Below are 25,383 nucleotides of genomic sequence, written 5' to 3'. Positions count from 1 at the left end.
GTCAGCCTGCGGCTTTCTGCTCCTGCTTTTCGACCCTCTTCGAGCGCTTCGATTCCATCGAGTTCAATTGTTCGATGGCCAATCGTGCGAACACCTGCTGCTCGGTAGATGCCATCTGTGCACGCCCCTTCCCGAGGAAGGTGACAAACCACGAAATGACCGTGGTGAGGCGGCTGCGGTAACCGACCAGGTAGTACAGGTGCAAGGCGAGCCACATGATCCAAGCGATGAAGCCGCTGAACTCGAACTTTCCGACCTTGGCGACGGCATTGAAGCGCGACACAGTGGCCATGGACCCCTTGTCGAAGTATTTGAACGGCTTGCGCTCTGCCGGATCGGCTCCGGTCAGTGACGCCTTGATCTGCTTGGCGGCGTAATTGGCCCCCTGGATCGCACCCTGTGCCATACCTGGAACATCTTGGACGGACATCAGGTCGCCGACCACGAAGACATTGGGGTGGCCTTTGACCGTCAGATCAGGTTCGACGATGACCCTCCCGGCACGATCGGTCTCGGATCCGGACTGCTCAGTGAGTTGTTTCCCGAGCGGGCTGCCCTGCACTCCGGCGGACCAGACCTTGCACTGTGCGTCGATGCGACGGGTCGTACCGTCCTTTTCCTTGACGGTCAGGCCGTCGTTGTCCACATCGGTGACCATTGCATTCAGCTGAATCTCGACGCCAAGCTTCTCGAGTCGTGCTGCGGCTTTGTGGCCGAGCTTTTCGCCCATGGGTGGCAGCACAGCTGGGGCCGCGTCGAGCAGAATGACGCGAGCGTCACGTGGGTCGATGTTGCGGAATGCGCCGTCGAGGGTGCGATCTGCCAGTTCTGCTATCTGACCGGCCAGTTCGACTCCGGTAGGTCCGGCGCCGACAACCACGAAGGTCATCAGACGGTCCTTCTCCTCCTGATCGTCCGACAATTCGGCCTGCTCGAATGCGCCGAGAATACGACCACGAAGTTCGAGAGCGTCGTCGATCGTTTTCATGCCGGGTGCGAACTCGGCGAAGTGGTCGTTGCCGAAGTACGACTGCTGCGCTCCGGCCGCGACGATGAGGCTGTCGAAGTGGGTGACGGTGACGCGTTCGAGGAGCTTGGAGGTGACCGTTTTGGCGGTCAGATCTATGGCTAGAACGTCACCGAGGAGTACTTCTGCATTCTTCTGCTTACGCAGGATGACCCTTGTCGTGGGAGCAATCTCGCCCACGGACAGGATGCCGGTGGCTACCTGGTAGAGAAGAGGCTGAAATAGGTGGTGGGTGGTCTTCGCGACCAGAGTGACGTCGACGTCGGCCTTCTTGAGTGCCTTGACGCCGAACAAGCCACCGAATCCGGAACCGATGACAACGACGTGATGACGCTTCGACTCGACCGGTTGGATGCTCATTAACCTGCTCCTAGAGATTTGAGATGTACCACAACGGTAACGGTCCGGGTTCGGGGTGTCTCGGCAAGGTTCCCATGTCGGAGGCCGAATCGGGTGTTGACATGACGGCTAGTGCCACTGACCTGGGCGAGTGATCACTGGTCGATTGCGAAAAGCGACCTGTTTGCTTCTGTATCGCTTCAGAAGTGTCTCGTCGGATCATCGGGCGCGAGCGCGCTGTGCCAGCTCCACTGTTGCCGCGCGTAGGTCGGAGACGGCGGTAATCGGTTCGGCATATGCAACGCGAGTGGTCGCCTTCCCGCGTGGGGTGAGCACGGCGAGGTCGAGCCCGTACCGGTCGGCCGACATGACCGTACTTTCCGTCGCATCCGGGTAACCGCCGATAGCGCGCGCCATTGCGAGCAACGACTCGCTGTGATCCTCGTTCAAGTGCGTGAGCGCACCGGCGGCCTGCGTCGCCACCGGGTCGGATGTTGCAGCTGCATAGTCGTCACCGATTGCAGAATCCATCCGGCCGTATCCGCCTACCCAACGGACTCGATCAACGCGCAGAATCCACACCGAGAAATCGCTGTAGTCAATGTAGTACTTGGCGGCGGGGACAGCAGATAGATGCGCTTGCCGCGCAGCGGCTATCTCGTCGCCAGATGGTCGTTCCACCACGCCGGCCAGAGTGATTCTCGATGTCGCGAGCGGATCGGTAACCGATGCCGGGGAGACCACCGACACACTCGCTCTAGGGTCGTGATCGAGGTTCCGTCCATGCTCGGCCATGTTCGATACACACAGAACGGGTGAGCCACCCAATAGGCCATAGGTGATATAGGAAGCCCACGGGTCGCCCTCGACAGTCAAACTTGCGAGGGTGCCTGTGTTGGTCGATGCTGCGACGGTTCGCGCCTCTTCGGCTGCCGACATCCGTTGGGCAGGCTCGAGCTCGCCCAATGGGGGAGGGACGGAAGGAGCGTCGCCGGGATCGCCATGATCGAGTGCCATGATCGCAGTCTACGGAGCGTCTTCGGTCGTCATGACCGTTCGAGTGGCGCAGGCGACTCGGAAAATTCGTTTCGTCGCGCGAATCGCGGGCATACTCTCCCGGTGATCAAGGTAATGCGCACGAACCGAACGGTCCGGGCTGTGGTGGCTGCGATGGGGTTGTTCGTTGTGGTGGCTGCGATATGGGCGGGTGTCGGATACGTATATGCCGATGACCACAAGACCATGTCGGCGACCACGGTGGGTCTTTGTGTCCTCGCGGCCGGGTGGTTGGTGATTCTAGGGGCATTCGGCATCAAGTTCGGTCGCCTACGCGCTCGACGACGTAAGAGTGAACACGACGGCTGAGGCACAGGTGTTCCCTTCGGGTAGCTATCGAGAAGTCGTGAGTACGAACAACTTTTGCGTCGCACGCGTCGTCGCGACATAGCGATCGACCGCTCCCTCGGTGTCTGTCCCGAATGCGTCGGGGTCGATCAAAATTACGAGATCGAATTCGAGGCCCTTGGACATTTCTGGAGTCAGCACGCGAACGCGTGAATTCGCCCGGAGTTCAATACTTCCGGTGGCATCGGCGCTGATGATGCAGACGATCCCTTCCGTGTGCTGGGCCAGCCATGACTCGATAATCGAAGCCAACTCTGACGTGCGTCCGTGCACGACGGGGATGCCGCTCCGACGAATGGAGGTCGGCACGTTGGCGTCCGGCAGAACGGTTCGAATGATCGGTTCGGCTTCCGTCATGATTTCCTCGGGTGTTCGGTAGTTGATGGTCAGCGACGCCACCTCGACGTTTTCGAACCCGACTCGTCGCAGCCGCTCCTGCCACGACTCCGTGAACCCCCGACGAGCTTGGGCGCGATCTCCGACAATGGTGAAGCTCCGGGATGGGCAGCGTGACAACAACATCTGCCACTCCGCATCGGTCAGTTCTTGAGCTTCGTCGACTACTATGTGCGCGAACGGACCTGCTAGCGCGGCGTGACCGTTGTCGAGAGATTCGTCGTCTATAGGGACCATGTCGTCGACGAGGGCATCTCGAATGCCCTTTTGGCGAAGTTGGGCGATCATTCCTTCTTCGTCGTCCAATTGAAGTAGCTCGTCCACAACCCTGTCCATCCGCTTACGTTCGGCCGCTGCGGTTGCAGTTCGGCGGCGGTGCCGGAGGGACAGGTTCGGATCGCCGAGGCGCCTACGCGCGGCGTCGAGTAGAGGGAGGTCGGAGACTGTCCAACTCTTGGGCTTCGGTCGCTGCAGCGTTGCGATGTCGTCCTCGCTGAGCCAGGGCGCACATGTCCGAAGGTAAGCGGGTACCGACCACAGATCTGCGACGAGATCGGCGGCTTCGACCAAGATCCACGCCTTCTCCAGAGCAGCGCGCAACTCCTCGTTCTCGTGCAACGACGTTCGGATAGTCGTGGCCGAAACTTCACCGTTGTATTTGTCGGTCAGGATCGTGAGAAGCAACTCCCACACTTGTTCTCGGGCCTCGTTGTGCGGAATGCCAGGTTCGGGTGCACAGAATGCTTCGACCCAGTCCTGGGGACTGAGCCAAAGGTCGGCCCAGTCGGTCTCGACGGTCATTCCCGTGGTCGATGGCTGCTCGTAGAATCTGACTGCGGACTCGATGGCCGTCACGAGATGTCGCGACGCTTTGAGGCGGGCGATCGAAGCGCCTTCCTCGAGTGCGGCGGACCCACCTTCCGGCACGAGGTCCCGCAGGGTGCAGATGTGGACGCCCTCCTCACCGAGGCTCGGTAGGACGTCGGCGACGTACGCCAGGTAGGGCTCGTGCGGCCCGATGAACAGCACACCACCTCGATGATGACCGACGAGGGCGTCGGCGTACAAAAGGTACGCGGCGCGGTGTAGAGCGACGACCGTCTTCCCCGTGCCAGGACCTCCGTCGACGACGAGCGCACCGCGCGATCCTGCGCGAATGATCGCATCCTGATCGGCTTGGATCGTTCCCAGCACATCGCGCATCCAGTGCGACCTGTCACTGCCGAGACTCGCTATGAATGCGGAGTGATCGTCGAGTGCAGCGAGCCGGCGCACCCCATTCTCGCCTTCGAGTTCGTCAGCAGTGAAAACCTCGTCCCAATAGTCGCTCACACGGCCACGAGTCCAGCGATACCGACGCCGGCGCGCGAGCCCCATCGGGTTGGACTGTGTTGCGCCGAAGTACGGCTCGGCTGAAGGGGAGCGCCAGTCGACGAGGAGTTGATTTCCCTCCGTGTCCAGGAGCCCTAGCCTGCCGATGTACGACGACTCGTGTGTTTCGGCATCGACGACGTGGCCGAGACATAGGTCCAAGCCGAATCGGCGTAGGGACCGAAGGCGAGCAGTGAGTCGGTGGACTTCGAGATCTCGTTCCATCAGTTCCTGGCCCATCCGGCCGGTGTCCTTACGGACGGAATCGAGTCGGTCGGTCAGGTCAGCGATAGATTTCGTGAGGCTTGCCGCGATCGCAGCGAAGTGTTCTTCGTCGCCCTCGATCAACGCGGGGTGGGCTTTGGCGATGAGTCGATCCGAGAGATCGAAGGCATTTTCGGTCGCCGAGCTCACGCGGCCGGCCCCCATGGCTCGATTCGCGATGGGTTCGAAGTCGGTGGTAAATCCGGCACAGGTAGATGCATGAGTTTCCTTCCCTTTCCGCAGCTTTCGGCTTCAGCCGGTAATTCTGCGCCGCACCCGGGGTCTTGCCACAAGCCCCCGGGTGCGCTATATGTTGAAAAGGGAAGGGAAGCTGTTGCACGCTGTGAGCGGCTCGGTGAAGGCCGAGAATGGCCTTGCTACCGGCCCCGTCTATCAGACGAGACGGTGTATCAGACGAGACGGTGTATCAGCCCGAGACGTCGATGATCTCGATCGCGAATACCAAGGTGTCGCCTTGCTCGATGCCCGCGGACGGCTGACCACTGGGGTACCCGTCGGCGGATGTCATCGCGACGGCTACCTTCGACCCGACAGTCTGCCCTGCAATCGCCTTCTGAAAGCCAGGTACGACTCGCGCAAGCGGGAACTCGACCGGTGCGCCGCGTTCGTAGCTGCTGTCGAAGACCGAACCATCGCGGCCGTTGACTCCCATGTAGCAGACCGAGACCGTCGCGTCGTCTGCCACAACCGGTCCGCCACCGGTCTGCAGGGTGTGTACCTGGGTTTCGGTCACAGCGAACGGTGTGGTGACCTCGACGAGGGGAGCCGTCGTATCGGTTGATGCGGCGACTGCCACGCTGCCGGTGGATCCGGGAAGCGTCCATTCAGGTGTGGCGCCGGCCGCGGGTGCTTGGGACGGGCAGGTGGTGGACGCCGGTGCAGATTCGCTGACCGATGAGGTAGTCGAATCGGAGCCGCATGCTGCTAGCGCCACAGCGAGCGCCGCGGCGCAGGCCGTGAGTACGCCGGATTTGGTTGCGCGAGAATAATTCACGTCGATCACGCTACAGAACCTCGATCGCGCGAAGGAACTCGAACCCGCATCGTTCGTAGAGATCGTCGATCGGCCGCTGTGGTGAGCGGAAGAGCCCACCGGTGCTATCCAGTGGTCCGCGTATCGTCCTCCGACTGCCCGGTGGGAAGGATGCCGTGCAGGACGATGTCGGCCAGTGCGTCGGCGACCGGCCCTGGATCGTCGATATCGCGGACGGACATTGCGAAGATCGCGGCACCCGCGAGAATGTCGAGGAGAGTGTCCACGTCGACACCTGCACGAATTTCGCCCTGTTCGCGGCCTGCAATCAGTCGGCGCTCCAGTTCTGCTCGCACTCCTGCGAGCTGGCGTACGACCAGCACTTCACGTAAGGCTCCGTCGGTACGCACCTCGCTCATCAGTCCGGGGGCTGCTGCCCGGGTGGCGGGGGACGCGAAAAGTGCGACCGCGCCCTGCACCAGTGCGTGAACCTGGTCGGCCATCGTGCCGGTGACGCCGAGAGTCGAGTCGATGTCGGCGCCTAGATCCGTGTCCAGAACCGGGTAGACGGCTTCGTTGACTATGTGAGCTTTCGACGGCCAACGACGATAGATGGCGGGGCGTCCGACGCCCGCGAGGGCGGCGATTGCGTCGATCGTGGTGCCGGCATACCCCTTGTCTGTCAGCAATTGTCGGGTGGCATCCAGCACGGCTGCGTCGATCGTCGGGTTCCGCTGCGGGCCGAGCCGATGCTGGGCCTCGGGTTCCTTCGGCATTTTTTACAGACCCCTTGTGGTTTCGGTGTGACGTCCGTTACATTCCGTCACGACTTCAGTCGTTACAAAGTGTAACGACTAGCGCGTGCCATCAGTGTCTCCCGAACCACTAGGAGTGGTTATGACTTCTGAATCCATGGGAGCAGATCCCGACTTTGCCGAGCTCGCCCGACCGGGTGAGTCCCGGAGCGATCCCGCTGTCTTGCGGGCGCGACTCGAGCGCTGGCTGGCCACAGTTCTCGACGCCGAATCCGAACCGGAGGTGACCTCCACCGAAATTCCGGCCGGGACAGGCATGTCCAACGAGACGGTGCTGTTCGACGCTGTGTGGACCGAGGACGGGTGCCGCTCGGAGCACCAGCTGGTTGCGAGGATCGCGCCTGCCGTCATCGGGGTGCCGATCTTCCCGACCTACAACTTGGACCAGCAGTTCCATGTCATGCGGGCAGTAGCGACCCACACCTCGGTGCCGATTCCCCGTGTCTACTGGTCGGAGTCCTCGCCTGAGATACTCGGTGGCGAATTCTTCGTCATGGAGCGGATCAAGGGCGACGTCCCTCCCGACGTGATGCCGTACAACTTCGGATCCTGGCTGTCCGAGGGCACGACGGAAGAACGTTCCCGACTCCAACTCTCCTCTATCCAGATTCTCGTCGACCTGCATGCCATCGCAGAGCCCCACCGCGTCTGCCCGGGTTTGAGATGTACCGACGGCGACGAAGAGCCCACCGGCGAGACGGCGTTGCGTGCGCATGTGGCGGGTCAACGGCGCTACTACGAATGGGCCACCGCTGACGGACCACGGTCTCCGCTGATCGAACGCGGACTCGACTGGATCGAGGCGAACCTGCCCACCGACGACCGACCGGCGGTGCTGTGTTGGGGCGACTCCCGCATAGGCAACGTCATGTACCAGGACTTCCGGCCTGCAGCGGTACTCGATTGGGAGATGGCCACGCTCGGTCCGCGCGAGTTGGACCTCGGCTGGATGATTTACTTGCACAGGTTCTTCGAGGATCTCGCCACGATGGCCGGGCTCCCCGGGCTACCCGACCTTCTCCGCCGCGAAGACGTCGCCGACACGTATCGGGAGCTGACCGGGCACCGACCGGACGATCTGAACTTTTATACGCTGTATGCGGCTGTTCGTCACGCCGTCATCATGTTCCGAGTGCAGAGCCGTGCCGTCGCTTTCGGCCAAGCGCAGCTACCAGAGAATCCAGATGACATGATCATGCACCGAGCGAGTCTCGAAGCCATGCTCGACGGAACCTACTGGGCCGGCGTCACCGCGGGAACCGTCGCATGACTCTGTCTCCGCTCGACGACTACCCAGTCCACCAGATCGCCGAGCCCATCCGACATGTCGGCACCTCGGACCGCAATTTCTACGACCGGTACTACTTCAATTGTCACGCCGGGGTCGACGGGGCCGATCCACTGTTTCTCATCATCGGACTGGGCCAGTATCCCAATCTCGGTGTGTGCGACGGATTTGCGGTGCTGCGACGCGGAGATGATCACCTCGTCTTTCGAGCTTCCCGAGCACTGGGGGAGGATCGCATGGATCTGTCCGTCGGACCGTTGCGGATCGAGATCATCGAGGGATTGCACCGTCTGAGAGTCGTTCTCGAACCGAGCCTGGAGGCTCCCGACCTCAGTTTCGATCTCGAATTCGAGTCCGACGTGCCGGCGAACCTCGAGGCGAGGCACTTCCACCGGCAACTCGAGCGGGTCACCTTCGACACCCAGCGGTTCGTCCAAACCGGGACGTGGGCGGGGACACTGACGCTCGACGGCGAGGCCATCCCCGTCACGCCGGACACGTGGCGCGGCAACCGTGACCGTTCCTGGGGCGTTCGGCCAGTGGGCGAAGCGGAACCACCTGGACGCAAGGCTGATCCAACGATCGCCGCCGAGCAGAACTTCTTCTGGATCTACTCGATCATGCAGTTCGAAGACTTCACCATCGTCACGGTTATCCAGGAGGACAGGTGCGGTCGGCGCATCGTCGAGGACTCGACTCGGGTCTTCGCCGATCGAACTCGTGAACGGGAGTGGCTGGGCCGACCGGATCACGAGCTGACCTTCGTTCCGGGTACCCGCGAGGTCGAGACCGGGACACTGTACTTCCGCAGACCGGGCTCGCCAGGCAAAGCGGACCACGTCCTCACCGTGACCTGCGAACCAGTGCTTCCGCACTACCTGGGGGTCGGGACCGGGTACGGCCTCGAGCAAGATTGGCGCCACGGTATGTGGCAGGGCGAGCTGGTTGTCCAGGGGTTTCGCGAGAAAGTCTCCGAGATCGAGCCCTGGAAGAAGATGTTCAGCCCTGTCGACAATCTCGCGCGATTCACCATCATCGAGGACGGCGTCTCCCTCACTGGCGCAGGACTCTTCGAGGTAGCGGTCATCGGACCCCACGAGCAATACGGGTTCACCGGGGTCGGTGACGTAGCCCCCTGATCACCCGGGACATCGGCTGAACACTGAGCCTTCGTCGACGTCCCGGTCAGTGCTTCACGCGATACCGCACGTGCGTCGTGAAAGGAGAGTGAATGGCTTCGAGTGGTTCGAGGCTCAAGCTTCTCAGGCCTTCGAACGGTGATTCACCGCTTCCGAGCAAGACTGGAGTGATATCGAGGACGAGTTCGTCGATCACGCCGGCGGCGAGGGCCTGACGAACGGTCGACGCTCCGCCGGCGATGGAGATGTCGTTTTCGCCTGCTACTGCCTGGGCCTGGGCGTACGCGGAACCGAAACCATCTGTCACAAAGCGGAAAGTAGTTCCACCCGCCATCTCGATTGGTTCGTGTTGATAATGGGTGAGTACGAACACCGGTGCGTGGTACGGGGGATTGTCACCCCACCACCCGCTCCAGTCCTCATCCCATTCACCCCGGACGGGGCCAAACATGTTACGGCCCATGATGAATGCTCCACGGGGCCGCAGTAGTTCAGCGGTGATCGCGGCATCGGCCTCGTTCGTGGCCTCACCGATATGCCATGTGTGCAGTTGGAGGCCTCCGACACCCAACGGGTTGTCCTTGTCCTGATCGGGGCCGGCGACGAATCCGTCCAGGGAGATCGACACGTGCGCTGTAGTTCGGGTCATGCCCTTACGACTGCCACCGCGATCGAAACTCATCGCCCCATCACAAATGCAATCTACTTCTGGTGATCCCAGGCTATGGAGTCGCGAGTTCTGTAGGGGTAGCGACGAAGTTGAGGAGAAGAATGGCAGTTCAGAGCGATGATCTCTTGACAGGCTCGTGCGAGACATGTGTCTCGCCCCGGCATACGGGCGTGAAGTGCGTAGCGTTCTGGCTCGACGGAGAGGGAATGCTGTGACCTTGGATCGGCGCTAGAGGAGTTTTCGAGTAGGGCTGCCGGACGGCTCGTCGTTCTACACGGTGGCCGATGCCGGTCCGCTGTGAGAATATAAACGACGCGAGTGCGAACGAAGTATTGGCCGTTTTCTCCGCGACACGAGGGACTCTGGGCTCACCCGAGCCGGACAGCAGGCCGAGGCTCTAGGCGAAGATTTCGTGATTTTGCCGGCGGATATTCCCGCAGAACCCGATCGGACCGAACCTCGGGCCCTGCCTCTGTCTGTAATGGCGACCTGACCGAGCACTTGGCCTATTTGAATCGATGTTCGATGCGTCCGTTTCTCGAATGGCGATGTTCCAGATGGATAGTTGGTGATCTGGCACTGTTCCCACGGGGTCAAAAGAACCCGGACGGGACACGGGCCAGTGAGGGTGGCTGGTACGCGGCGGGTTACCGCAGTGGATCGCACGGGTTGTCGGCTTCGAGCTTCGAGCTCAGTCTGAGGGTAGGACGGAGTCAGTGGGGTAGCCCAACACGGTTCGAAATTCGCGGCTAAAGGCCGTCGTGACCCGGTGGGCAATTCGCCAATGGCCGTCAACGCGACGGTACGCAACATCGTAATATCCGTGCATTGTGAGTCGCGGGGCGTCTGCACTGTTACGCCAGGACCCGTGGAAATCGAGATGTATACGCGCCGTAGCGCGGTCGCCGTCAATGGCAAGCTGCGGCAAGTGCAGCATGTGGATGCCCTCAAACGGCACGCCGCTGCAGTATTCGTTTAGAGCCGTGGTGCCCTGCACGAATGTAACTGGAGCTTCGTCACCCACGGGTCGAGACTGATAAATTCCGTCCGCGGTAAATAGGGAGCTCCATCTCTCTCCATCGTGCTCATCGAATGAACGGGCGTAAGTCGCTTCAAGTTCAATAATGTTCAGTCTCGCCTCTAGCGCCTCTACGCGTTGTTCAATGTCCTGCGTCATCGTGCCTCCTTCGTTGAGTTGGTCCGTATTCCGGGACCTGGTGTCAGGTATCGTCGTTTCTGGGATGAATACCTTCGGTGCCGCTCAAATATCGCAACAATGACTGAGGAATCAGCGTGAAACTCCACACACCTCATGTCTTTGATCGGCAGATTTCTGTACCTCAAATTCTTGCTTATCTGGAGACTTATCTGCGGAAATTGTCACTTTGATTGCACCGCTCCGAAGTCTCGAACCAGCGGTGACTATTTGGGTAATTATATTCTTGTCCACTTATCGATCATTCAGTACAGAATGAAGACAGTCGGTGCTTAGATCAATGCAGGATCCCATTGGGCGGGAGTATTATTGCTCCCGCCCAATGGGCCCGCCACTGCGGTAAGGCGCTGCTCGACGCCGCCAGCATGCCGAACGCGGGAATTCCGAGCGAGCCGACGATCCGCAGAACCCTCGTACTGATCGATGCCCACCGGTTTGACCAGCTCATATAAGCGCGGATGCGGCTGACATTCACCACGATCGAGGGGTGCCGGGTTATCGCCTGCGACGGCAAAACTGTGCGCGGCGCCAAAGACCGCGACGGGAACCAGCCACACCTGCCGGCCGCGATGGACCACGCCACCGGCGTCGTGATCGGACAGGTAGACGTGGCTGTGAAAACCAACGATATCCCCATGTTGCGCGAGCTCCTGGGCCAGTTCGACATCACTAATTCGGTAATCACCATTGACGCTCTGCACACACCGCGGTCCACGATCGAGTACATCGTGGGCCGGCTTCCCGGATGCGCACCGGTAGCGGGCCGAGGGTGATGGCGACGTTGCGGAATCTCGCGCTGGCCATGATGCGGGGCGCTGGGCACACCAACATCGCCGCGGCCTGTCGCCACTATCAACACTGTCTTGCGGACGCGATTAATCTAGTTCCCACCAGCGAGAAGGCGGCTTTGACGTGACCCTGTGGTTGGAGGTGCCCGACCCGATGACACGGCCTGGCTCGTTCGGGCTACGTGTCTTGTAGGTTCCAAGGCGAAGTCAGCAGCTGGGTGGCCCTCGGAGCGATGCAGGTAGTCGGCCATCCTGAACTGTCCCAGGTTTCTTGACGCCCACACGCTGGCTGAACTCCTACAGGAGGGGCGATCGTTGAGCGTAGTAGATCGAACGGAACTGAACGGGCGTACGGTGTCCGGGGGTTCTATGTAGTCGGCAGGCGTCTAATCAATCGACCCACTCCATAGCCCAAATACTCGATACCCGCGATCGTGTTCGCCGGCACGCCATGATCCGACTGCGATTGGCAACTGCCTCGGTCTCAGGCATGCCTCGCAGGACGGCGGAGACCTGCGAGAGGTGGCGATTACGAACCTGTCCGATCCTGTTGAGTCTCTGCAGAGCCAGATACGGGTGCCGATAGCTCATCTCCTAGGTGTGGTGTGAGACATACCTTCGATAGGTGTCGCAGTCAGTGACTCATGGTCGGCAATGTCACACAGATAGATACATTGAAGACCCCTACGGAATGCCAGAAAACCGTTTGCTGGACTCTGATCGGCCCTGCTACCTTGCCGGAGAACCGTGCACGAGAACAAGGAGGTGGTACCTGTGAACGCTGTAACGACATGGGTGCTCCTTTCTCTTATCACGGTCGGACGAAAAGACCGTCCGGGAGCGCCGTTAACGAGCACTCTCGAAAGGCACGACCATGAAATTCACTTCTGCACAGCTTGACGACGGCGTTCTCGAGCGTGCGTTCACTCTCGATGGGATCCCCGGCATTCTGTGGACCCCAGAGTCTGCATCCGTACCGGTGCCGCTAGTTTTACTCGGTCACCCTGGGGGACTGCACGCGATGCATTCCAGGTTGGCAGGGCGGGCCAGGGCTTCAGTTGTCGAACACGGCTTCGCCGCGGCCACCATCGAGCTTCCTGGCGGCGGTGAGCGGCCCCGTTCCGCTGCCGCGGAGCAGGCCCGCAGCGATCTGCGGCGGGCGCTGGCGGCCGGTGACCCGGTCGACGAGATAGTCGATCGGCTCGTACTTCCGCTGGTAGACAATGCAGTCCCGGAATGGCAGGCCGCATTGGATGCCCTCCTTGCGCTACCTGAAGTTCGCGGACCGGTCGGGTTCTCGGGAGGACCGATAGCCATCGGTATCCGGTTCGCGGTGGTCGAGCCGCGTATCACGGCCGCCGTGTTGTTCGCGGGTAGCTTCGTGCCCGCCGCCATGTTCGACGAGGCCCGTCAGCTCACCATTCCGCTACAGGTTCTCCTGCAGTGGGACGACGAAGGGAACGACCGGCAGGCCGCTTTGGATCTGTTCGACGCCCTCGGTTCAAAGGAGAAGACGTTGCACGCGAACATGGGCGGGCATGCTGGAGTACCACAATCCGAGGTCACCGGTGGGGCGCAGTTCTTCGCCCGACACTCGAGTTAGTCGGTCGTTTCCGGCACCTGTCGGTATGTCCGTTGTCAGTTTCGGAAGTGGACTGCGCGGTCGTTGGCCGGTTCGTGTCAGAGGAGCGCAGTATCGACCGTACTAGCGGCGTCGATCTGCTCGCACGGCAATGAGTAGGCGCCACTACCGCATCTGCACTCCACGGGCCCGTGCTGATGCGGTAGTGGCGCTGGGCGGCCTGCACTACCTGCTGGGCGCATGAAGATCCCAATCTGTTTGTCACGGTGAGTATTTCAAACTACGTCTCTCTTCGCGGCCATGACCCCCGCTCGATCGGAGTTACCGTAGGCGGCGACGAGGTCCTGATATCCGTGCCGCAGCATGGCGCGCGCGGAGTTGTCAGTCGACGTTCGGCGACCACTGCACGCCGTTGATATGGCTCTCACCGTCGACGAAGAGGGTGTTGCCCGTCATGTACCGGCAATCATCGCTACCCAGGAACAGTGCCACTGGCCCGATGTCTTCCAACGGGTCGCCCATGCGTCCCATCGGATTTGCGCTGGCCAACGCCGCTGCATTCTCTGGACTTGCTGCCTCCATCCGCTCGAACGCCGCGCTCTTAGCGCCAGGACAGATTATGTTGCAGCAAATTTGATGCTGAGCCCATTCCCGCGCAGCTGTGCGAGTGAGTGTGCGTAGAGCCTCTTTCGCCATGTTGTAGGCGACTGAGTACATGTGGGCGTTCACGCCGTTGAGCGAGGCGATGTTGATTACCCGGCCGGTTCCGTGCTTCTTCAGTTCGGGAAACGCAGACTGCATCGCCCAAAACGCAGCCATCGCCCCCATATCGAATCCGGCGCGTACGCGCTCACCGAATCTTTCACTGGCAGTCCAGCGGTCCTGCCATGACTGTCCGGGTTGTTCGTCGAGCCAAGCCGACGCCAATCCGAGACCCCGCCTGCGGTCGCATTGGTCGTCGTAGTCCTCGAGCACGGCGGAATTCTCCTTGTCCTCCGATGCTTGCACCCGAGTGTGGTTGTTTCGGAGCTAATTTCGACCATTCTTGTCGACGTGTGGTTCGTCCGAACAAGATGTCGAGGGACTCGGGTTTGTACCCAGGCGCGGTGGGCACCGGCGCCCTCTGGTCGCCCGTACCGGGAACGGATGTGCTGTTTCTTTGCTGCCCATGAACTCATGGACATTATGGTTGGCAACAAGGGGGCGGGGATGCACACTTGTCGAACCAATGAAAGGGCACCGCATCATGAACACAATGCAGCCGTACAAGCGATGAACTCGATGAGACCCCTCGGTGAGCTGACCCCCGCTGATCGACACCGCGCGATAGCCGCTGTCTTCACCGAAAATGTTGCACTGGTGCGTGATTGGGAGGATCCCGCTCCTGTCGAGGGCTGGGTCGTCCGCGATATCGTTGCGCATCTGGTCAACTGGTTCACTGACTTCCTCAGTGCTGGCGGTCAGAAATTACCACCCGGACCGGACGTACAGTCCGATCCTGCAGCCGCTTGGCAGGCGCACGTCGAGGGTGTGCAGGCCCTGCTCGACGAAGCCACCGACGAGAGCGAGTTCAGCCACCCGATGGTGGGCACCCACCGACTCGCCGACGCGATCGATCAGTTTTATACCTCGGACGTCTTCATGCACACCTGGGACTTAGCAACCGCCATCGGTCGAGCGCCGAACCTGGACCCTGCATTCGCCACACAGTTGCTCGACGGTATGGCCGGAATAGAAGACCTGCTGCGGTCCTCGGGCCAATACGGTCCGGCCGTCGCCGTGGCTGCCGACGCAGACCCGGTGACGCGACTGGCCGGCTTCATCGGGCGAGATCCGAGCTGGCCCAAAAATTCGTTGCCGAGCAGCTGACCACCTGTGGAGCATTCTCGATGGTCCGTTCATGGACGATATTTCCCCTGGACGGTGGACCCCGATAGCGAGAAATGCGGGTTCCGCTGAGAGGATGTCCCCATGTGTGAAGTGGTCGACGGGCAGTGGACGTGAAGTCCCAGAACCGCCAGGATTGGGCCCCGCTCCTGCAAACGCTGGCCGGACGCCGTGAAGCTGCACGGTCCATGGGCGGGCCTGAGAAACTCGCCCGCCACCGGGCCGCCGGTCGAGTAGACGCCCGCACCAGAATCGATGAACTGCTCGATCCGGGTAGCTTCATCGAAATCGGCACCCTGGCCGGCGACGGTTCCACTCCCGCGGACGCTTTCGTCGCAGGCTCCGGCCTCATCGATGGCCGGCCTCTTCTGGTCGGGTCCGAAGACTTCTCGGTCAGCGGTGGTTCCATCGGCACCGCCGCAGCCACGAAGCGCGCACGGATCGCCATGCTGGCACAGCAGGAGCGTCTTCCTTTGGTCATGATGCTCGAGGGGGCAGGGCATCGGGCCGTCAACGGCCTCTTCCCACACCGACCGGCACCCAATGATCTACAGGCGATGAGCGAGTTGGCGGGTCTGGTTCCCACTGTGGCGGTGGTTACCGGCCCATCTGCCGGGCATGGGGCGCTGACCGCGCCCCTGTCGGACTTCGTGGTGATGGTCGACGCGGATGCTGCGCTGTTCACCGCGGGTCCTCCGCTGGTGCAGGCGTCGACAGGCGAGCAGGTAACCAAGAGTGAACTAGGTGGGCCCGCAGTACACGCGGTGGAGAGCGGAGTTGTCCACAACGTCGTTGCGGACGTCGAGGAGGCACTCGCGCTGGTGCGACGCTATTTGTCGTATTTCCCGAGCAGTGCTTGGAATCGACCGCCCGCGACGACAGCAGTATCCGGGCACGATCTCGATGAGCGGGATCTCGATGACTTGTTGGACATCATCCCGCCGAATCCGCGGAAAAGCTACGACATGCGGGAAGTGCTGGAGCGGCTGGTAGATGCAGGATCACTGTTGGAGATCCAGCCCGAGCATGGTGGTTCGATCATCACAGCCCTTGCGCATATCGGCGGGCAAGTAGTCGCGATTGTCGCCAACCAGCCACTGGTACTTGCCGGTGCGATCGACAGGGCGGCCGCAGAGAAAGCGGCTCGCTTCATTTCGATGACCAGCGCATTCCACCTGCCACTGGTGCAGCTGGCGGACAATCCGGGCGTACTGGCCGGCAGCGTGTCGGAGCGCGCCGGAATTCTCCGGGCCTCGGCCCGTATGTTCGCAGCTCAGCATCGTGCGCAGGTTCCAAAGCTTCACGTGACCGTGCGTAAGGCCTTCGGCTTCGGCAGTTCGGTGATGGGGCAGAACGCGTTCGGCGGGCAAACTGTTTCGTTGGCGTTTCCCGGGGCCATGCTCGGTGGGATCCCGGCCGTCGTCGGCGGTCATACTGCCAAGGACGATGAGAAGACTCGAGCGGCACTGATCGAGAACGAGAACTCGGGCCCCTGGCGCTTGGCCGGCACGGTCACCTACGACGAGGTTATCGATCCGCGCCAGTTGCGGAACGCATTGCTGGGAGGTCTGCGAATGGCCCGAGGTCGTGACGACGCACCGGTCGAACCTATTCGGCACGTTGGCTATCTTCCCTGAGCGAAGCGGAGGACAGGGCACGAGCTGAATTTCGTGCCTGCTGCGTGTGAGGGTCGGTCGGCGATGGTTGCTGTTGATATACATACACGAGGTGCGAGTGAATTTTGTTTACCGGAACACGGATCCAGTCGATGGACCGAGCGTAATCAGACAATCGGTCGTTGGATCGAGCGTGAACATCTCAAAAGAGGACGAATAATGAATGCAGAGTTGACCATCCAAGAGCGACGAACACGGGCACTTGCGACGGTCACCGCCCCGGGGCGGCAATTCGAGCTTGTCTACGAGGATGTTCGCGGACATCGAATGCAGGTGTTCAAGAACCGGGCGCGATCGCTGAGCGAGATTCTCACTGCGTCGGCAGCCCGCGGTGATCGCGAGTACCTGGTATGCGGCGACCTTCGGTTGACCTTTGCCGAGCACCATGACCGGGTGGCCTCGCTGAGTCGGGCGCTACAGGAGAAGTACGGTGTCGGCAAAGGCGACAGAGTGGCGCTCTTGGCGGCCAACAGTGCGGAATGGGTGCTCTCCTTCTGGGCTGTGACCGCACTGGGCGCGATAGCCGTCGGGATGAACTCGATGTGGTCGGCGCGTGAAACCGCAGATGCCATCGAACTCTGCACACCCATGCTCGTAGTCGCTGATGAAAAACGTCGAGCAATACTTGACGATCCGAAAATTCCCGTGCTGACGATCGAGGAGGACATTCCTCGACTCAGCCTTGAATATTCGGGTGCCGAACTGCCGCCTGCTGTGGTCGAAGAGGACGACCCGGCCATCATCATCTTCACCAGTGGCACCACAGGTAGGGCGAAGGGAGCCACGCATTCGCACCGCAACGTGATCGCCGCAGCCGACTACTTCGCCGTCAATGACGCGGCGGCTGCTGAGATGGGCATTCCACGTCCGGAACAGCGCCGGGTGCTTCTTGCGGCGCCGCTGTTCCACATGATGTCACTGCACAACTTGGTGGTTCCACGGTTGGTCTTCGGGGACGCGGTGGTGATCTACGTTGGAAGGTTCGACATAGACAAGGCGCTCCAGTTGGTCGAAAAGGAACAAGTGACCCAGTGGGGGATGGTGCCGACCATGGCCAACCGCCTCGTTCAGCTCGAGGACATCTCGGGTTATGACCTGTCCTCACTTACCGCAATTTCCCTGGGGTCGGCACCGTCCTCACCGTCACTGAAAACGGCACTCCGCAAAGTTCTCCCTGACGCAGCAAAATCTCTGGGTACCACCTACGGACTCACTGAATCTAGTTCAGCCGCAACCATTGCGACTGCCGCCGACCTTGCACTTCACGAAGACTCCGTAGGCACTCCAGTTATGACTATGGAGGTGAAAATCCAGGAGATCAGCGGAAGCCAGGTGGCGGACGGCGTCGAAGGCGAAATCTGCTTGAGAGGGCCCTTGGTAATGCTGGGCTACTGGAACAACGCCGTCGCGACAGCTGCGGCTATCGATGCTGACGGATGGCTGCACACGGGGGACATCGGCGTGATGCTCGACGGGCATCTTCGTCTGCGCAGTCGCCGATCCGACCTCATCATCAGAGGCGGCGAGAACATCTATCCAGCTGAGGTCGAAGCTGCACTCACAGAGCACCCCGCGGTGCAGGAATGTGCAGTATTGGGCGCGCCGCACGAAGACCTTGGTCAAGAGGTGGTCGCCGTAGTAGTGACCTCGACCGACACGACGGAGGCAGACCTGAAAGCCTTCATGTCCGAGCGCATTGCGCGCTACAAGGTCCCGACTCGCTGGGTGCTCACTCAGATCGAGTTGCCGCGCAACGCCACAGGCAAAATCGTGCGGCGCGGGTTAGAGGCGCTTGCGCCGCCCACGGCATAAGGGTTCCCGAACCGATAGTGCGCTTTCAACGAAGTCTGTGCAGTCGCTTGATGGCTACCCGCTGGCCATCAAGCGACGACCTGCCGACACCAGCGGCTAGGGCGTCTCGGCGGAGGGCCAGCGCTCGATGATCATCTCGGTCATCTCGTTCACCCGGGTCTCGTCGAGAGCGGAGTCGCGGCGAATGAGGATGCGAAAGATCGCAGTGCCCGCCACAACCTCGGCGATCATCGGCAGCTCGTCATCGCCTCGGCGCTCCTGACGGAAGCGAGATTCGAAAGCTGTCAGATTGCCGGCCAACCGGGCAATCATCATGCTGTGCACTTCAGGGTTGGCGACGGGGCTCGCTGCTGCCGGGCGCAGCGAGGATAGCTTCGAGGTGGTGCCCGAGATCATCGTGTCGGGCGACACCGGGGGAGATGACGACCATGCCTCGACTCGGATGCTGTTGGCGTTCTACGGTTTCACCCCGGCATACCGGCCGGTGCTCGACGCCCACTGTTTGGGCGATCTGCAGCCGGAACTCAACGCTATGTCCAAGCAGGGCGGGCAGCGCGCGCGTGCACCGCCTCGGTACATTCCGAACGAGCCTCGTCCTACAGCGGAGAATCAGCGGCCATCATGCATCTGGTGGTTCAGCAGATGGTCGACGCCATCGCCGGACTCGGTGACGCGCTCGTCGACGGTACTGCTTCTCCTGACCACATACTCCTGGATTTACGCGGAACCGCCGTCGTGCACCAGGTTGGCGAGGTGCCGGTTCTGTCGCCCAGCGAGATCGCCGACATTCGGTCCGATGCTGTACGCGCTGAGCAACACTGGGGGAGGCCTATGGATCTGGAATGGGCGATCGACCGGTCCGGCACTCTGTGGTGGCTGCAGGCCAGGCCGGTCACTACCCTGCCCGGCGAACTCGACGAGATGGACTCGCCACTTGCGGGCGTCGACCACGTGTACACGCGCTGCAACATAGGGGAGATGATGCCGGCGCCTTCTGCCCGCTGACCGCATCGGTATCCGGCTATGCCATCGACCACGCGATGCAAAAGGCTGCAAGTGGTCGCGCGGGCACAACCGAGCTACGAGAAACCGTGGCTTCAGGTCGGGTATTTTTATGGACACATGTTCCTGAATCTGGCCGAGGGCACGGCGCTGAGCTCGGGCCTACTCGGAAATTCGCTAGAGCAGTTCTCCACATCGATCTGCGGTCGGGTGGTCGACGAATTGACGCCCAAGCCGGCGAAACCGTTCTTTCGCAAACTAGGCAATACGGTCCGCCTCACCGCGTATGCACTATCCGCCGGTCCGGCGATCAGACGCCTGGGCGACCAGATCGCCGGATTCCCGGTTCCGACTAGTGATGACCGACGAGACGTTCTGCGGCAGTTGGAAGTCGGCGTCGAACAGTACTGTGACATCACGCTGACTCATGTGCGGTCGTCGTCACGCGCAGCGGTTGCAGCCAACATCCTCGAAAGCGTTCTGATGAAGCAGGCGGTCAGGAAGGGACGCAGTGAGGACGAGGGGAGAGCCGAGGACCCGGAAGGGTTGGGATCGATGATGCAGGAAAGGCGTCTTACGTGTTGCCAAGTCGATAGTGGATGCGCGTGAAGTACAGCGCGGTGAGGTCCTGGTAGCCCCGGTTACCGACGTCGGGTGGACGCCGTACTTCACCGTCATCGCCGCGCTTGTCACCGATATCGGAAGCTCTGTTTCTCACGGTGCTGTGGTGGCGAGGGAGTACGGGCTACCGTGCGTCGTCAATACCTTGGTGGCAACTCAAGTGCTCGAGACCGGTGACCGGGTTCGCGTGGACGGGGACCAAGGTCTGGTCACCAAACTCGATCGGCACTGACCCCCGCCTTGGCGAACGTGAGACGTCAATATATGTTGACGATATGGATTTCGAGAAGAAACTCACCGCAGCCGAACTGACCGCGTTGTACGACGAATACAACGCCGCCCTCGCAGCGGTCGAGCTCGCTGAAGGTGTGCGCGATCTGGGGCGTAAGGATGCTGCGAAGTGGATCACCGACGCCGAGCGGCGTCGCATGGAAGCCGTCTCTGATTTCGATGCGCTCGAGATCAACGCGTTCCTGGCTTCGACGATGATCGCCGACCGCTACGCCATCATCGAGCGACTGCGCAGTGCAAGCCCGCCGGTGCCGTGGTCGAAGATCGGCGACGTTCTCGGCATGAGCAAGCAAGCAGTGCATCAGTGGTACGGCGGCTACAACCTGCGGCCCAGAGTGAAGAACCCGACGCACCCCGCCTGACAGTTGAGTAGCGACTGTAGTGGAGTCGTTGTTTCGTGCCACGGATAGCGTCAAGATTTCTTGACCGTTGCCTGACTCTGAGAGTGGGCGCCAACGAATGAAGTTCCACTGAGAGCGGTTTCGATCGCAGGTCTGGGGGATTATGGCCGAAGTACGCACGGCCGCAGTGAAACAGGCGCAGCAAAGCGATTCGTTGGGCTGACCGACCCTGCGTCTGGGTATAGCCATCGCGCGGCAGTCACGCACCGATGATCCACCGACCGACCGCCGGCTGACGAGTCTGCATGCGTCACGCGGAGTGCGAGTTGTATCGACTGGCATACGAAGCGGAAAACATTTTCGACGGGGGACAACGTTCAACGTATTACTTGACATAATGTTGATTATCGGCAAAATGGGTGAAAACGCAGGAATCCCAGGTCAGCGCACGGCTGGCCCGATGAACTGTTTAGGTCGGTGTTCCTCTTCAAAAATCATCGACCAGTTGCCCAATCACCGTATGCAGAGTCTCGAAAAATACGATACGCGCACACAGGGATTGGCCGCTGCGCTCGATGTACGCCATTCGTACAGCATCGCTATTGCTATCTATCGACTTTGCTGCCATATCGATGGCCTGTCCCATGTGCAGTCTCATCGGAATTTCCGGCCGTCACTTCGGAGTCCATCCCCTGTCAGCGGGCTCTCCAGCCCTTTAAATCGTCACAGTGACGATTCGACAGGTTGGGATTGATCGCCAGGTTCCCTGAAGACCTATCGATGATCGGCGGGTCTCGCACCCGTCAACAGTCGATGCTCTGATCTTCCTTTCTCGCACGTGGATCCAGACAAGAATTCGGCGCAACAGGCGGGATTCATCCGCAGTGGGTGAGTATTTTCAGCCCAGGACAGCTCACACTCGAATTCGACAACCGCTGCCGCGAGGATAGAGGAATGTGATGACTGCTGAATACGATCGCCATCCCGTAAAACAAGGATTTGCAGCCGGAACAACATTTGCCGCCGCAATCCTGCTGCTTACTGTGTCGATTTTGACAGTGCTGCAGGGTATTTCGGCGATATCGAAAGACGCATTGTTTGTCGCCGGACCTGAGTACATCTACAAATTCGATCTCACCACGTGGGGTTGGATCGTCACGATTGTAGGTGTACTCGGTGCGCTTATTGCAATCGGCATGTTCAGTGGAGCTGTCTGGGCCCGAGTCGGTGCCATTGTGATCGCAGCGCTATCGATCATCGCCAATTTTCTTTGGCTCCCCTACTACCCATGGTGGTCGGTTTTGGTGATCGCCATCGATATCGTCGTAATCTGGGCAGTTGCTTCCTGGAGGACTGACTGAAGCACCTCGGCGGCAAGGGAAGTCAGCTCGAGGCGGTTCATCTCCACGCCTCGAGCTGACGGCACACCTCGCTCCTGTGCGTCCTGGTGGGGTCACCTATCCCCCACTGGTAAACCTGTGTGCTGACTTTATCAATCGGATTCGACGATTCTCCAACGTCCTCGACATCAAGAACGGGTACGCATCGTTCGTGTACAGCTTGCTCGGAATGACCGAATTCACCGCCACCGCAACAGAAGCGATCAGCCCGGGCAAGCACCAGATCCGTGCAGAGTTTGCCTACGACGGAGGAGGGCTCGCCAAGGGCGGCACCGTCACGATCTACTACGATCGCCGCGAAGTCGGGACCGGTCGGGTAGATCAGACACAGCCGATGGTTTTTTCCGCCGACGAAACGACCGATATCGGCGAGGACTATGGCATGCCGGTCAGCGTTGCGTACGCCGGCGCCAGTAAATTCAACGGCCGCATCGAGGTCGTGCAAATCGATGTCGACGACGGCGACCATTCGCACCTCATCGACCCCGCCGACATCGCCAGAGTCGCAGTATCGCGCCAGTAGCACCAGGCTTGTTCCCGACACCTGAACCTTGTCGGATCGGTTTTCTCCACCGGTTCGACAAGGTTCAGTGCTATTTCGGGGGCATGACGCTGCGAAAGTGGTCAGCGATGTCGCCTGTCGTGGTGAACCAGACGCCGTCGGCATTCGCCGTGATGTGTTCGAGTGCAGCGCGAAAGCGCCGAAGTCGATACGGCTGGCCGGTCAGAAATGTGTGAATCGAGATGGCCAGCACCACAGACTGATCGGCTGAGTTGTCCTTGAGTTCCTCGAACGAATCGATGATCGTGCGCTCGAACTCGTCCGCTGTGCCGTGATGGTGAACGAATGCCGGCAGATCATTTGCCTCGTGGGGGTACGGAACGCTGAGCAAAGGTCCGCCGCGGGTGGAAAGCCACACCGGTTGATCATCGATCGGCCAGTCGAGTGTGTAATCGAATCCGCGCTCAGCAAGGAGGTCCTCGGTTACGCGACTCGGATTGGCGCCGGGACTCATCCACCCACGAGGCGGTATCCCTTCGAGGCGTTCGATCGTGGAATAGACCTCGTCGATGGTCTGGCGCTCGTCGGTCTCGTCCTGTTGGTTCGGTTGGACCGCGTTGGTGCGGCCGTGGGCTACGAAGTCAGCGTCGAGTTCACGAAATGCGTCGAGCAACTCAGGTGCGTGATCGTATGTTTCGGTGTTGAGCAACAGGGTGGGCCGTATCCCGCTCCGCTCCAGAGTTTCTGCGATTCGGAATCCGCCTACACGGTTACCGTACTCACGCCACCCCCAGTTATAGGTGTTCGGTTGATCCATATCCGGGGTGTAGCCGAGGCCTGGGGGGCCATCATCGTAGGGAAAGTGCTCGCAGTTGACAGCGACGTACACCGCAAGTCGAGCACCACCGGGCCACTCGAACTGTGGACGATCGGTGATAGCCGAGTATTCGAAGCGTCCGTGTGAGGCAAGGGCCATCGGCTCATTATGCCCCGCGACTTCACGATCGCTGCTGAAGCAGAATCATCCTGGGCGGGTGATGCTGTCCGGACCGGAAAAGGGCGATGCTTGAATGCCGAGGACAACGTCTCTGGTGAACACGACGCGCCTGAGCGATGCGATCTCACATGACGACGAAGGAGTGCCCGTGAGCACACGGTCAACGCCTGAACGGACTCCCGCAGTAGTCGATGCACCGGCACCTGAGCATTCGGGTTCAGGGCGCGCTTCACGTGCCTTGGTATCTCGACGGGAGCTTGGACACTGGAATTCGACTACTCGCGGTCACGACCCGCTGCAGACGATCCTGGCGCAGAGCGATATTCGAGCACCGGACCTCCTCCCGATCCGACATGGGCGAATGAGCCACTCTCCGTGGACCTACTACCGTGGTGCCGCGGCAGTGATGGCCGCCGACCTCGCCTCCACCGCCAATACCGGGATCATGGTCCAGATGTGCGGGGATGCGCACATCCTCAACTACGGTCTCTGGACCTCCCCTGAGCGCAGCCTCATCTTCGATCTGCGCGACTTCGACGAAACTCTGCCCGGGCCGTTCGAATGGGACCTCAAACGTTTTCTTGCGAGCGTGATTGTGCTGGCCCGAGACAACGGCGTTTCAGAAGGTCTTGCACAAGAGGCGGTCCGAGCGGGGTACCGCAATTACCGCAAGCACGTGAAGACTTGCGCGACGATGCCGCAGATCGATGTCTGGTACGACAAAGTCGACGTCGAGCAGTTGGTCGAATATGCCACCACAGACGATGAAAACGCAATGGATGCACTCATCGAGAAGCGTGCCAAGAAGCGGACAGGTCGGGTGGCCTCGAAGAAGCTCACCTCGTTGGTCGACGGTCACCGGGTGATTACCGAGGATCCGCCGTATCGAGTGCATAGGCTCGGCGACGCCGCCGAGCAGATACTCCACGACGTGATGCTCAAGTATTACGACTCCATCCCCGACCATCTCGACAACCTGCTCACCCGTTACGACGTGGTCGACGCAGTGCGTCAAGTCGTCGGCGTCGGAAGTGTCGGCATGCGAGTGTTCCTGACCCTGCTGGAGGAACGGCGCACAAAAGACCCACTGCTACTGCAGATCAAACAGGCAGGCCCATCGGTCTACGAACAGTTTCTGGGCAAGAGCCAGTACGAAAACCACGGATCACGCGTGGTGCATGGCCAGCGCATGATCCAAAGCGCCACTGACATGTTCGTGGGATGGACATCATTTCAGGACACGAACTTGAACCTCGATTTGGACTTCTACGTCAGGCAGTTCCGTGATGGCAAAGTCATCCCCAAGGGCGAGAACATCGCTCTGCGTCTAGCGCAATTCGCTGCAGCCTGCGGCCACGTACTGGCGCGCGCCCATTCCCGCAGCGGTGATGCTGCAGCTATTGCGGACTATCTCGGTGGTCGCAGCAAGGTCGAGGAAGCGATGGTTGCATTCGCGAGCGCCTACGCCGACCAAAACGCTTCAGACCACGCCCAACTGGCCAAAGCCGTCGAAGACGGCTCCATCCCGTCCGAGCGTGGCTGGCCTGATATGCCATGACGG

22 protein-coding genes and 2 pseudogenes are annotated in these 25,383 nt (G+C 60.7%); 13 read left to right on the top strand and 11 right to left on the bottom strand.

Translation table 11 applies throughout. From position 1 onward, the window contains the following. Position 1: 1 nt before the first annotated feature. Positions 2–1,387 (bottom strand): NAD(P)/FAD-dependent oxidoreductase, encoded by a 1,386-nt coding sequence (locus H2510_RS18470; protein ID WP_186629754.1) that lies wholly within the window; start codon positions 1,385–1,387, stop codon positions 2–4. 198 nt (positions 1,388–1,585) lie between these two features. Then, positions 1,586–2,383, bottom strand: a complete 798-nt coding sequence (locus tag H2510_RS18465; RefSeq protein ID WP_186629753.1) for a HugZ family protein — start codon at positions 2,381–2,383, stop codon at positions 1,586–1,588. A gap of 102 nt (positions 2,384–2,485) precedes the next feature. Between H2510_RS18465 and H2510_RS18460 the strand changes: the two genes are divergently transcribed. After that, the gene (locus tag H2510_RS18460) at positions 2,486–2,731 is read left to right on the top strand and encodes a hypothetical protein (protein ID WP_315901430.1); all 246 of its coding nucleotides are present in this window, start codon (positions 2,486–2,488) and stop codon (positions 2,729–2,731) included. A gap of 24 nt (positions 2,732–2,755) precedes the next feature. Here H2510_RS18460 and helR read toward each other — a convergent pair whose 3' ends face one another. From helR to H2510_RS18445, 3 genes are all read right to left on the bottom strand, one after another. Then, complete coding sequence (gene helR, locus H2510_RS18455) at positions 2,756–4,951, bottom strand: RNA polymerase recycling motor ATPase HelR (RefSeq protein WP_186629752.1); 2,196 nt, start codon at positions 4,949–4,951, stop codon at positions 2,756–2,758. Between the two features lie 277 nt (positions 4,952–5,228). Beyond that, positions 5,229–5,816, bottom strand: coding sequence for an FKBP-type peptidyl-prolyl cis-trans isomerase (locus H2510_RS18450; protein ID WP_186629751.1), 588 nt, complete (start codon positions 5,814–5,816; stop codon positions 5,229–5,231). 104 nt (positions 5,817–5,920) lie between these two features. Beyond that, entirely contained in the window at positions 5,921–6,571 is a 651-nt protein-coding gene (locus H2510_RS18445; protein WP_186629750.1) for a TetR/AcrR family transcriptional regulator, read from the bottom strand. A gap of 121 nt (positions 6,572–6,692) precedes the next feature. Between H2510_RS18445 and H2510_RS18440 the strand changes: the two genes are divergently transcribed. Continuing rightward, positions 6,693–7,880 carry a phosphotransferase family protein gene (locus tag H2510_RS18440; protein WP_186629749.1) on the top strand — a complete coding sequence of 396 codons (1,188 nt, stop codon included), beginning with the start codon at positions 6,693–6,695 and terminating at the stop codon, positions 7,878–7,880. Then, positions 7,877–9,037, top strand: coding sequence for a hypothetical protein (locus H2510_RS18435; RefSeq protein ID WP_186629748.1), 1,161 nt, complete (start codon positions 7,877–7,879; stop codon positions 9,035–9,037). The genes H2510_RS18440 and H2510_RS18435 overlap by 4 nt, the downstream gene beginning before the upstream one ends. Positions 9,038–9,083: 46 nt before the next feature. Here the strand turns inward: H2510_RS18435 and H2510_RS18430 are convergent, their stop codons facing one another. From H2510_RS18430 to H2510_RS18420, 3 genes are all read right to left on the bottom strand, one after another. Continuing rightward, positions 9,084–9,686 carry a dihydrofolate reductase family protein gene (locus H2510_RS18430; protein ID WP_186629854.1) on the bottom strand — a complete coding sequence of 201 codons (603 nt, stop codon included), beginning with the start codon at positions 9,684–9,686 and terminating at the stop codon, positions 9,084–9,086. Between the two features lie 712 nt (positions 9,687–10,398). Then, positions 10,399–10,884, bottom strand: coding sequence for a nuclear transport factor 2 family protein (locus tag H2510_RS18425; RefSeq protein WP_186629747.1), 486 nt, complete (start codon positions 10,882–10,884; stop codon positions 10,399–10,401). Positions 10,885–11,195: 311 nt separating this feature from the next. Next, positions 11,196–11,624, bottom strand: a complete 429-nt coding sequence (locus tag H2510_RS18420) for a hypothetical protein (RefSeq protein ID WP_186629746.1) — start codon at positions 11,622–11,624, stop codon at positions 11,196–11,198. A 961-nt stretch (positions 11,625–12,585) separates the two neighbouring features. Here H2510_RS18420 and H2510_RS18415 point away from each other — a divergent pair. Then, on the top strand, positions 12,586–13,314 hold the full coding sequence (locus H2510_RS18415) for an alpha/beta hydrolase (protein ID WP_186629745.1): 729 nt from the start codon (positions 12,586–12,588) through the stop codon (positions 13,312–13,314). Between the two features lie 360 nt (positions 13,315–13,674). Here the strand turns inward: H2510_RS18415 and H2510_RS18410 are convergent, their stop codons facing one another. Next, entirely contained in the window at positions 13,675–14,301 is a 627-nt protein-coding gene (locus H2510_RS18410; protein ID WP_315901429.1) for an SDR family oxidoreductase, read from the bottom strand. Positions 14,302–14,565: 264 nt separating this feature from the next. Between H2510_RS18410 and H2510_RS18405 the strand changes: the two genes are divergently transcribed. The 3 genes from H2510_RS18405 to H2510_RS18395 all read left to right on the top strand — a co-directional run bounded on the left by H2510_RS18405 (position 14,566) and on the right by H2510_RS18395 (position 18,668). Continuing rightward, complete coding sequence (locus H2510_RS18405; protein WP_261393038.1) at positions 14,566–15,162, top strand: TIGR03086 family metal-binding protein; 597 nt, start codon at positions 14,566–14,568, stop codon at positions 15,160–15,162. A gap of 125 nt (positions 15,163–15,287) precedes the next feature. Next, a complete protein-coding gene (locus H2510_RS18400) occupies positions 15,288–16,817 on the top strand; it encodes a carboxyl transferase domain-containing protein (protein WP_315901428.1) in 1,530 nt (509 codons plus the stop codon). Positions 16,818–17,015: 198 nt separating this feature from the next. Next, the gene (locus tag H2510_RS18395; RefSeq protein WP_186629744.1) at positions 17,016–18,668 is read left to right on the top strand and encodes a class I adenylate-forming enzyme family protein; all 1,653 of its coding nucleotides are present in this window, start codon (positions 17,016–17,018) and stop codon (positions 18,666–18,668) included. A 96-nt stretch (positions 18,669–18,764) separates the two neighbouring features. On the opposite strand, the gene H2510_RS18390 is transcribed toward H2510_RS18395, so the two are convergent. Continuing rightward, positions 18,765–19,079 (bottom strand): hypothetical protein, encoded by a 315-nt coding sequence (locus H2510_RS18390; protein WP_397517390.1) that lies wholly within the window; start codon positions 19,077–19,079, stop codon positions 18,765–18,767. Here H2510_RS18390 and H2510_RS20950 point away from each other — a divergent pair. The 5 genes and pseudogenes from H2510_RS20950 to H2510_RS18365 all read left to right on the top strand — a co-directional run. Beyond that, positions 19,009–19,215, top strand: a pseudogene (locus tag H2510_RS20950) (LLM class F420-dependent oxidoreductase); the annotation flags it as partial. The gene H2510_RS18390 and the pseudogene H2510_RS20950 overlap by 71 nt on opposite strands. Positions 19,216–19,217: 2 nt before the next feature. After that, positions 19,218–20,523: pseudogene (locus H2510_RS18385) on the top strand (PEP-utilizing enzyme); the annotation flags it as partial. Between the two features lie 43 nt (positions 20,524–20,566). Continuing rightward, positions 20,567–20,944, top strand: coding sequence for a hypothetical protein (locus H2510_RS18375; protein WP_186629743.1), 378 nt, complete (start codon positions 20,567–20,569; stop codon positions 20,942–20,944). A gap of 938 nt (positions 20,945–21,882) precedes the next feature. Then, complete coding sequence (locus H2510_RS18370) at positions 21,883–22,284, top strand: hypothetical protein (protein WP_186629742.1); 402 nt, start codon at positions 21,883–21,885, stop codon at positions 22,282–22,284. 208 nt (positions 22,285–22,492) lie between these two features. Further along, entirely contained in the window at positions 22,493–22,846 is a 354-nt protein-coding gene (locus tag H2510_RS18365) for a hypothetical protein (RefSeq protein ID WP_261393037.1), read from the top strand. Between the two features lie 70 nt (positions 22,847–22,916). Here H2510_RS18365 and H2510_RS18360 read toward each other — a convergent pair whose 3' ends face one another. After that, positions 22,917–23,801 carry a polysaccharide deacetylase family protein gene (locus H2510_RS18360; protein ID WP_186629741.1) on the bottom strand — a complete coding sequence of 295 codons (885 nt, stop codon included), beginning with the start codon at positions 23,799–23,801 and terminating at the stop codon, positions 22,917–22,919. A 169-nt stretch (positions 23,802–23,970) separates the two neighbouring features. Between H2510_RS18360 and H2510_RS18355 the strand changes: the two genes are divergently transcribed. Beyond that, the gene (locus H2510_RS18355) at positions 23,971–25,380 is read left to right on the top strand and encodes a DUF2252 domain-containing protein (protein WP_315901427.1); all 1,410 of its coding nucleotides are present in this window, start codon (positions 23,971–23,973) and stop codon (positions 25,378–25,380) included. The last annotated feature ends 3 nt before the right edge of the window (positions 25,381–25,383 follow it).

Source organism: Rhodococcus sp. BP22 (assembly GCF_014281965.1).
Lineage (GTDB): Bacteria > Actinomycetota > Actinomycetes > Mycobacteriales > Mycobacteriaceae > Rhodococcoides.
The sequence above is the reverse complement of the archived record's forward strand: the minus strand, read 5'-3'. Positions and strand labels throughout refer to the sequence as shown.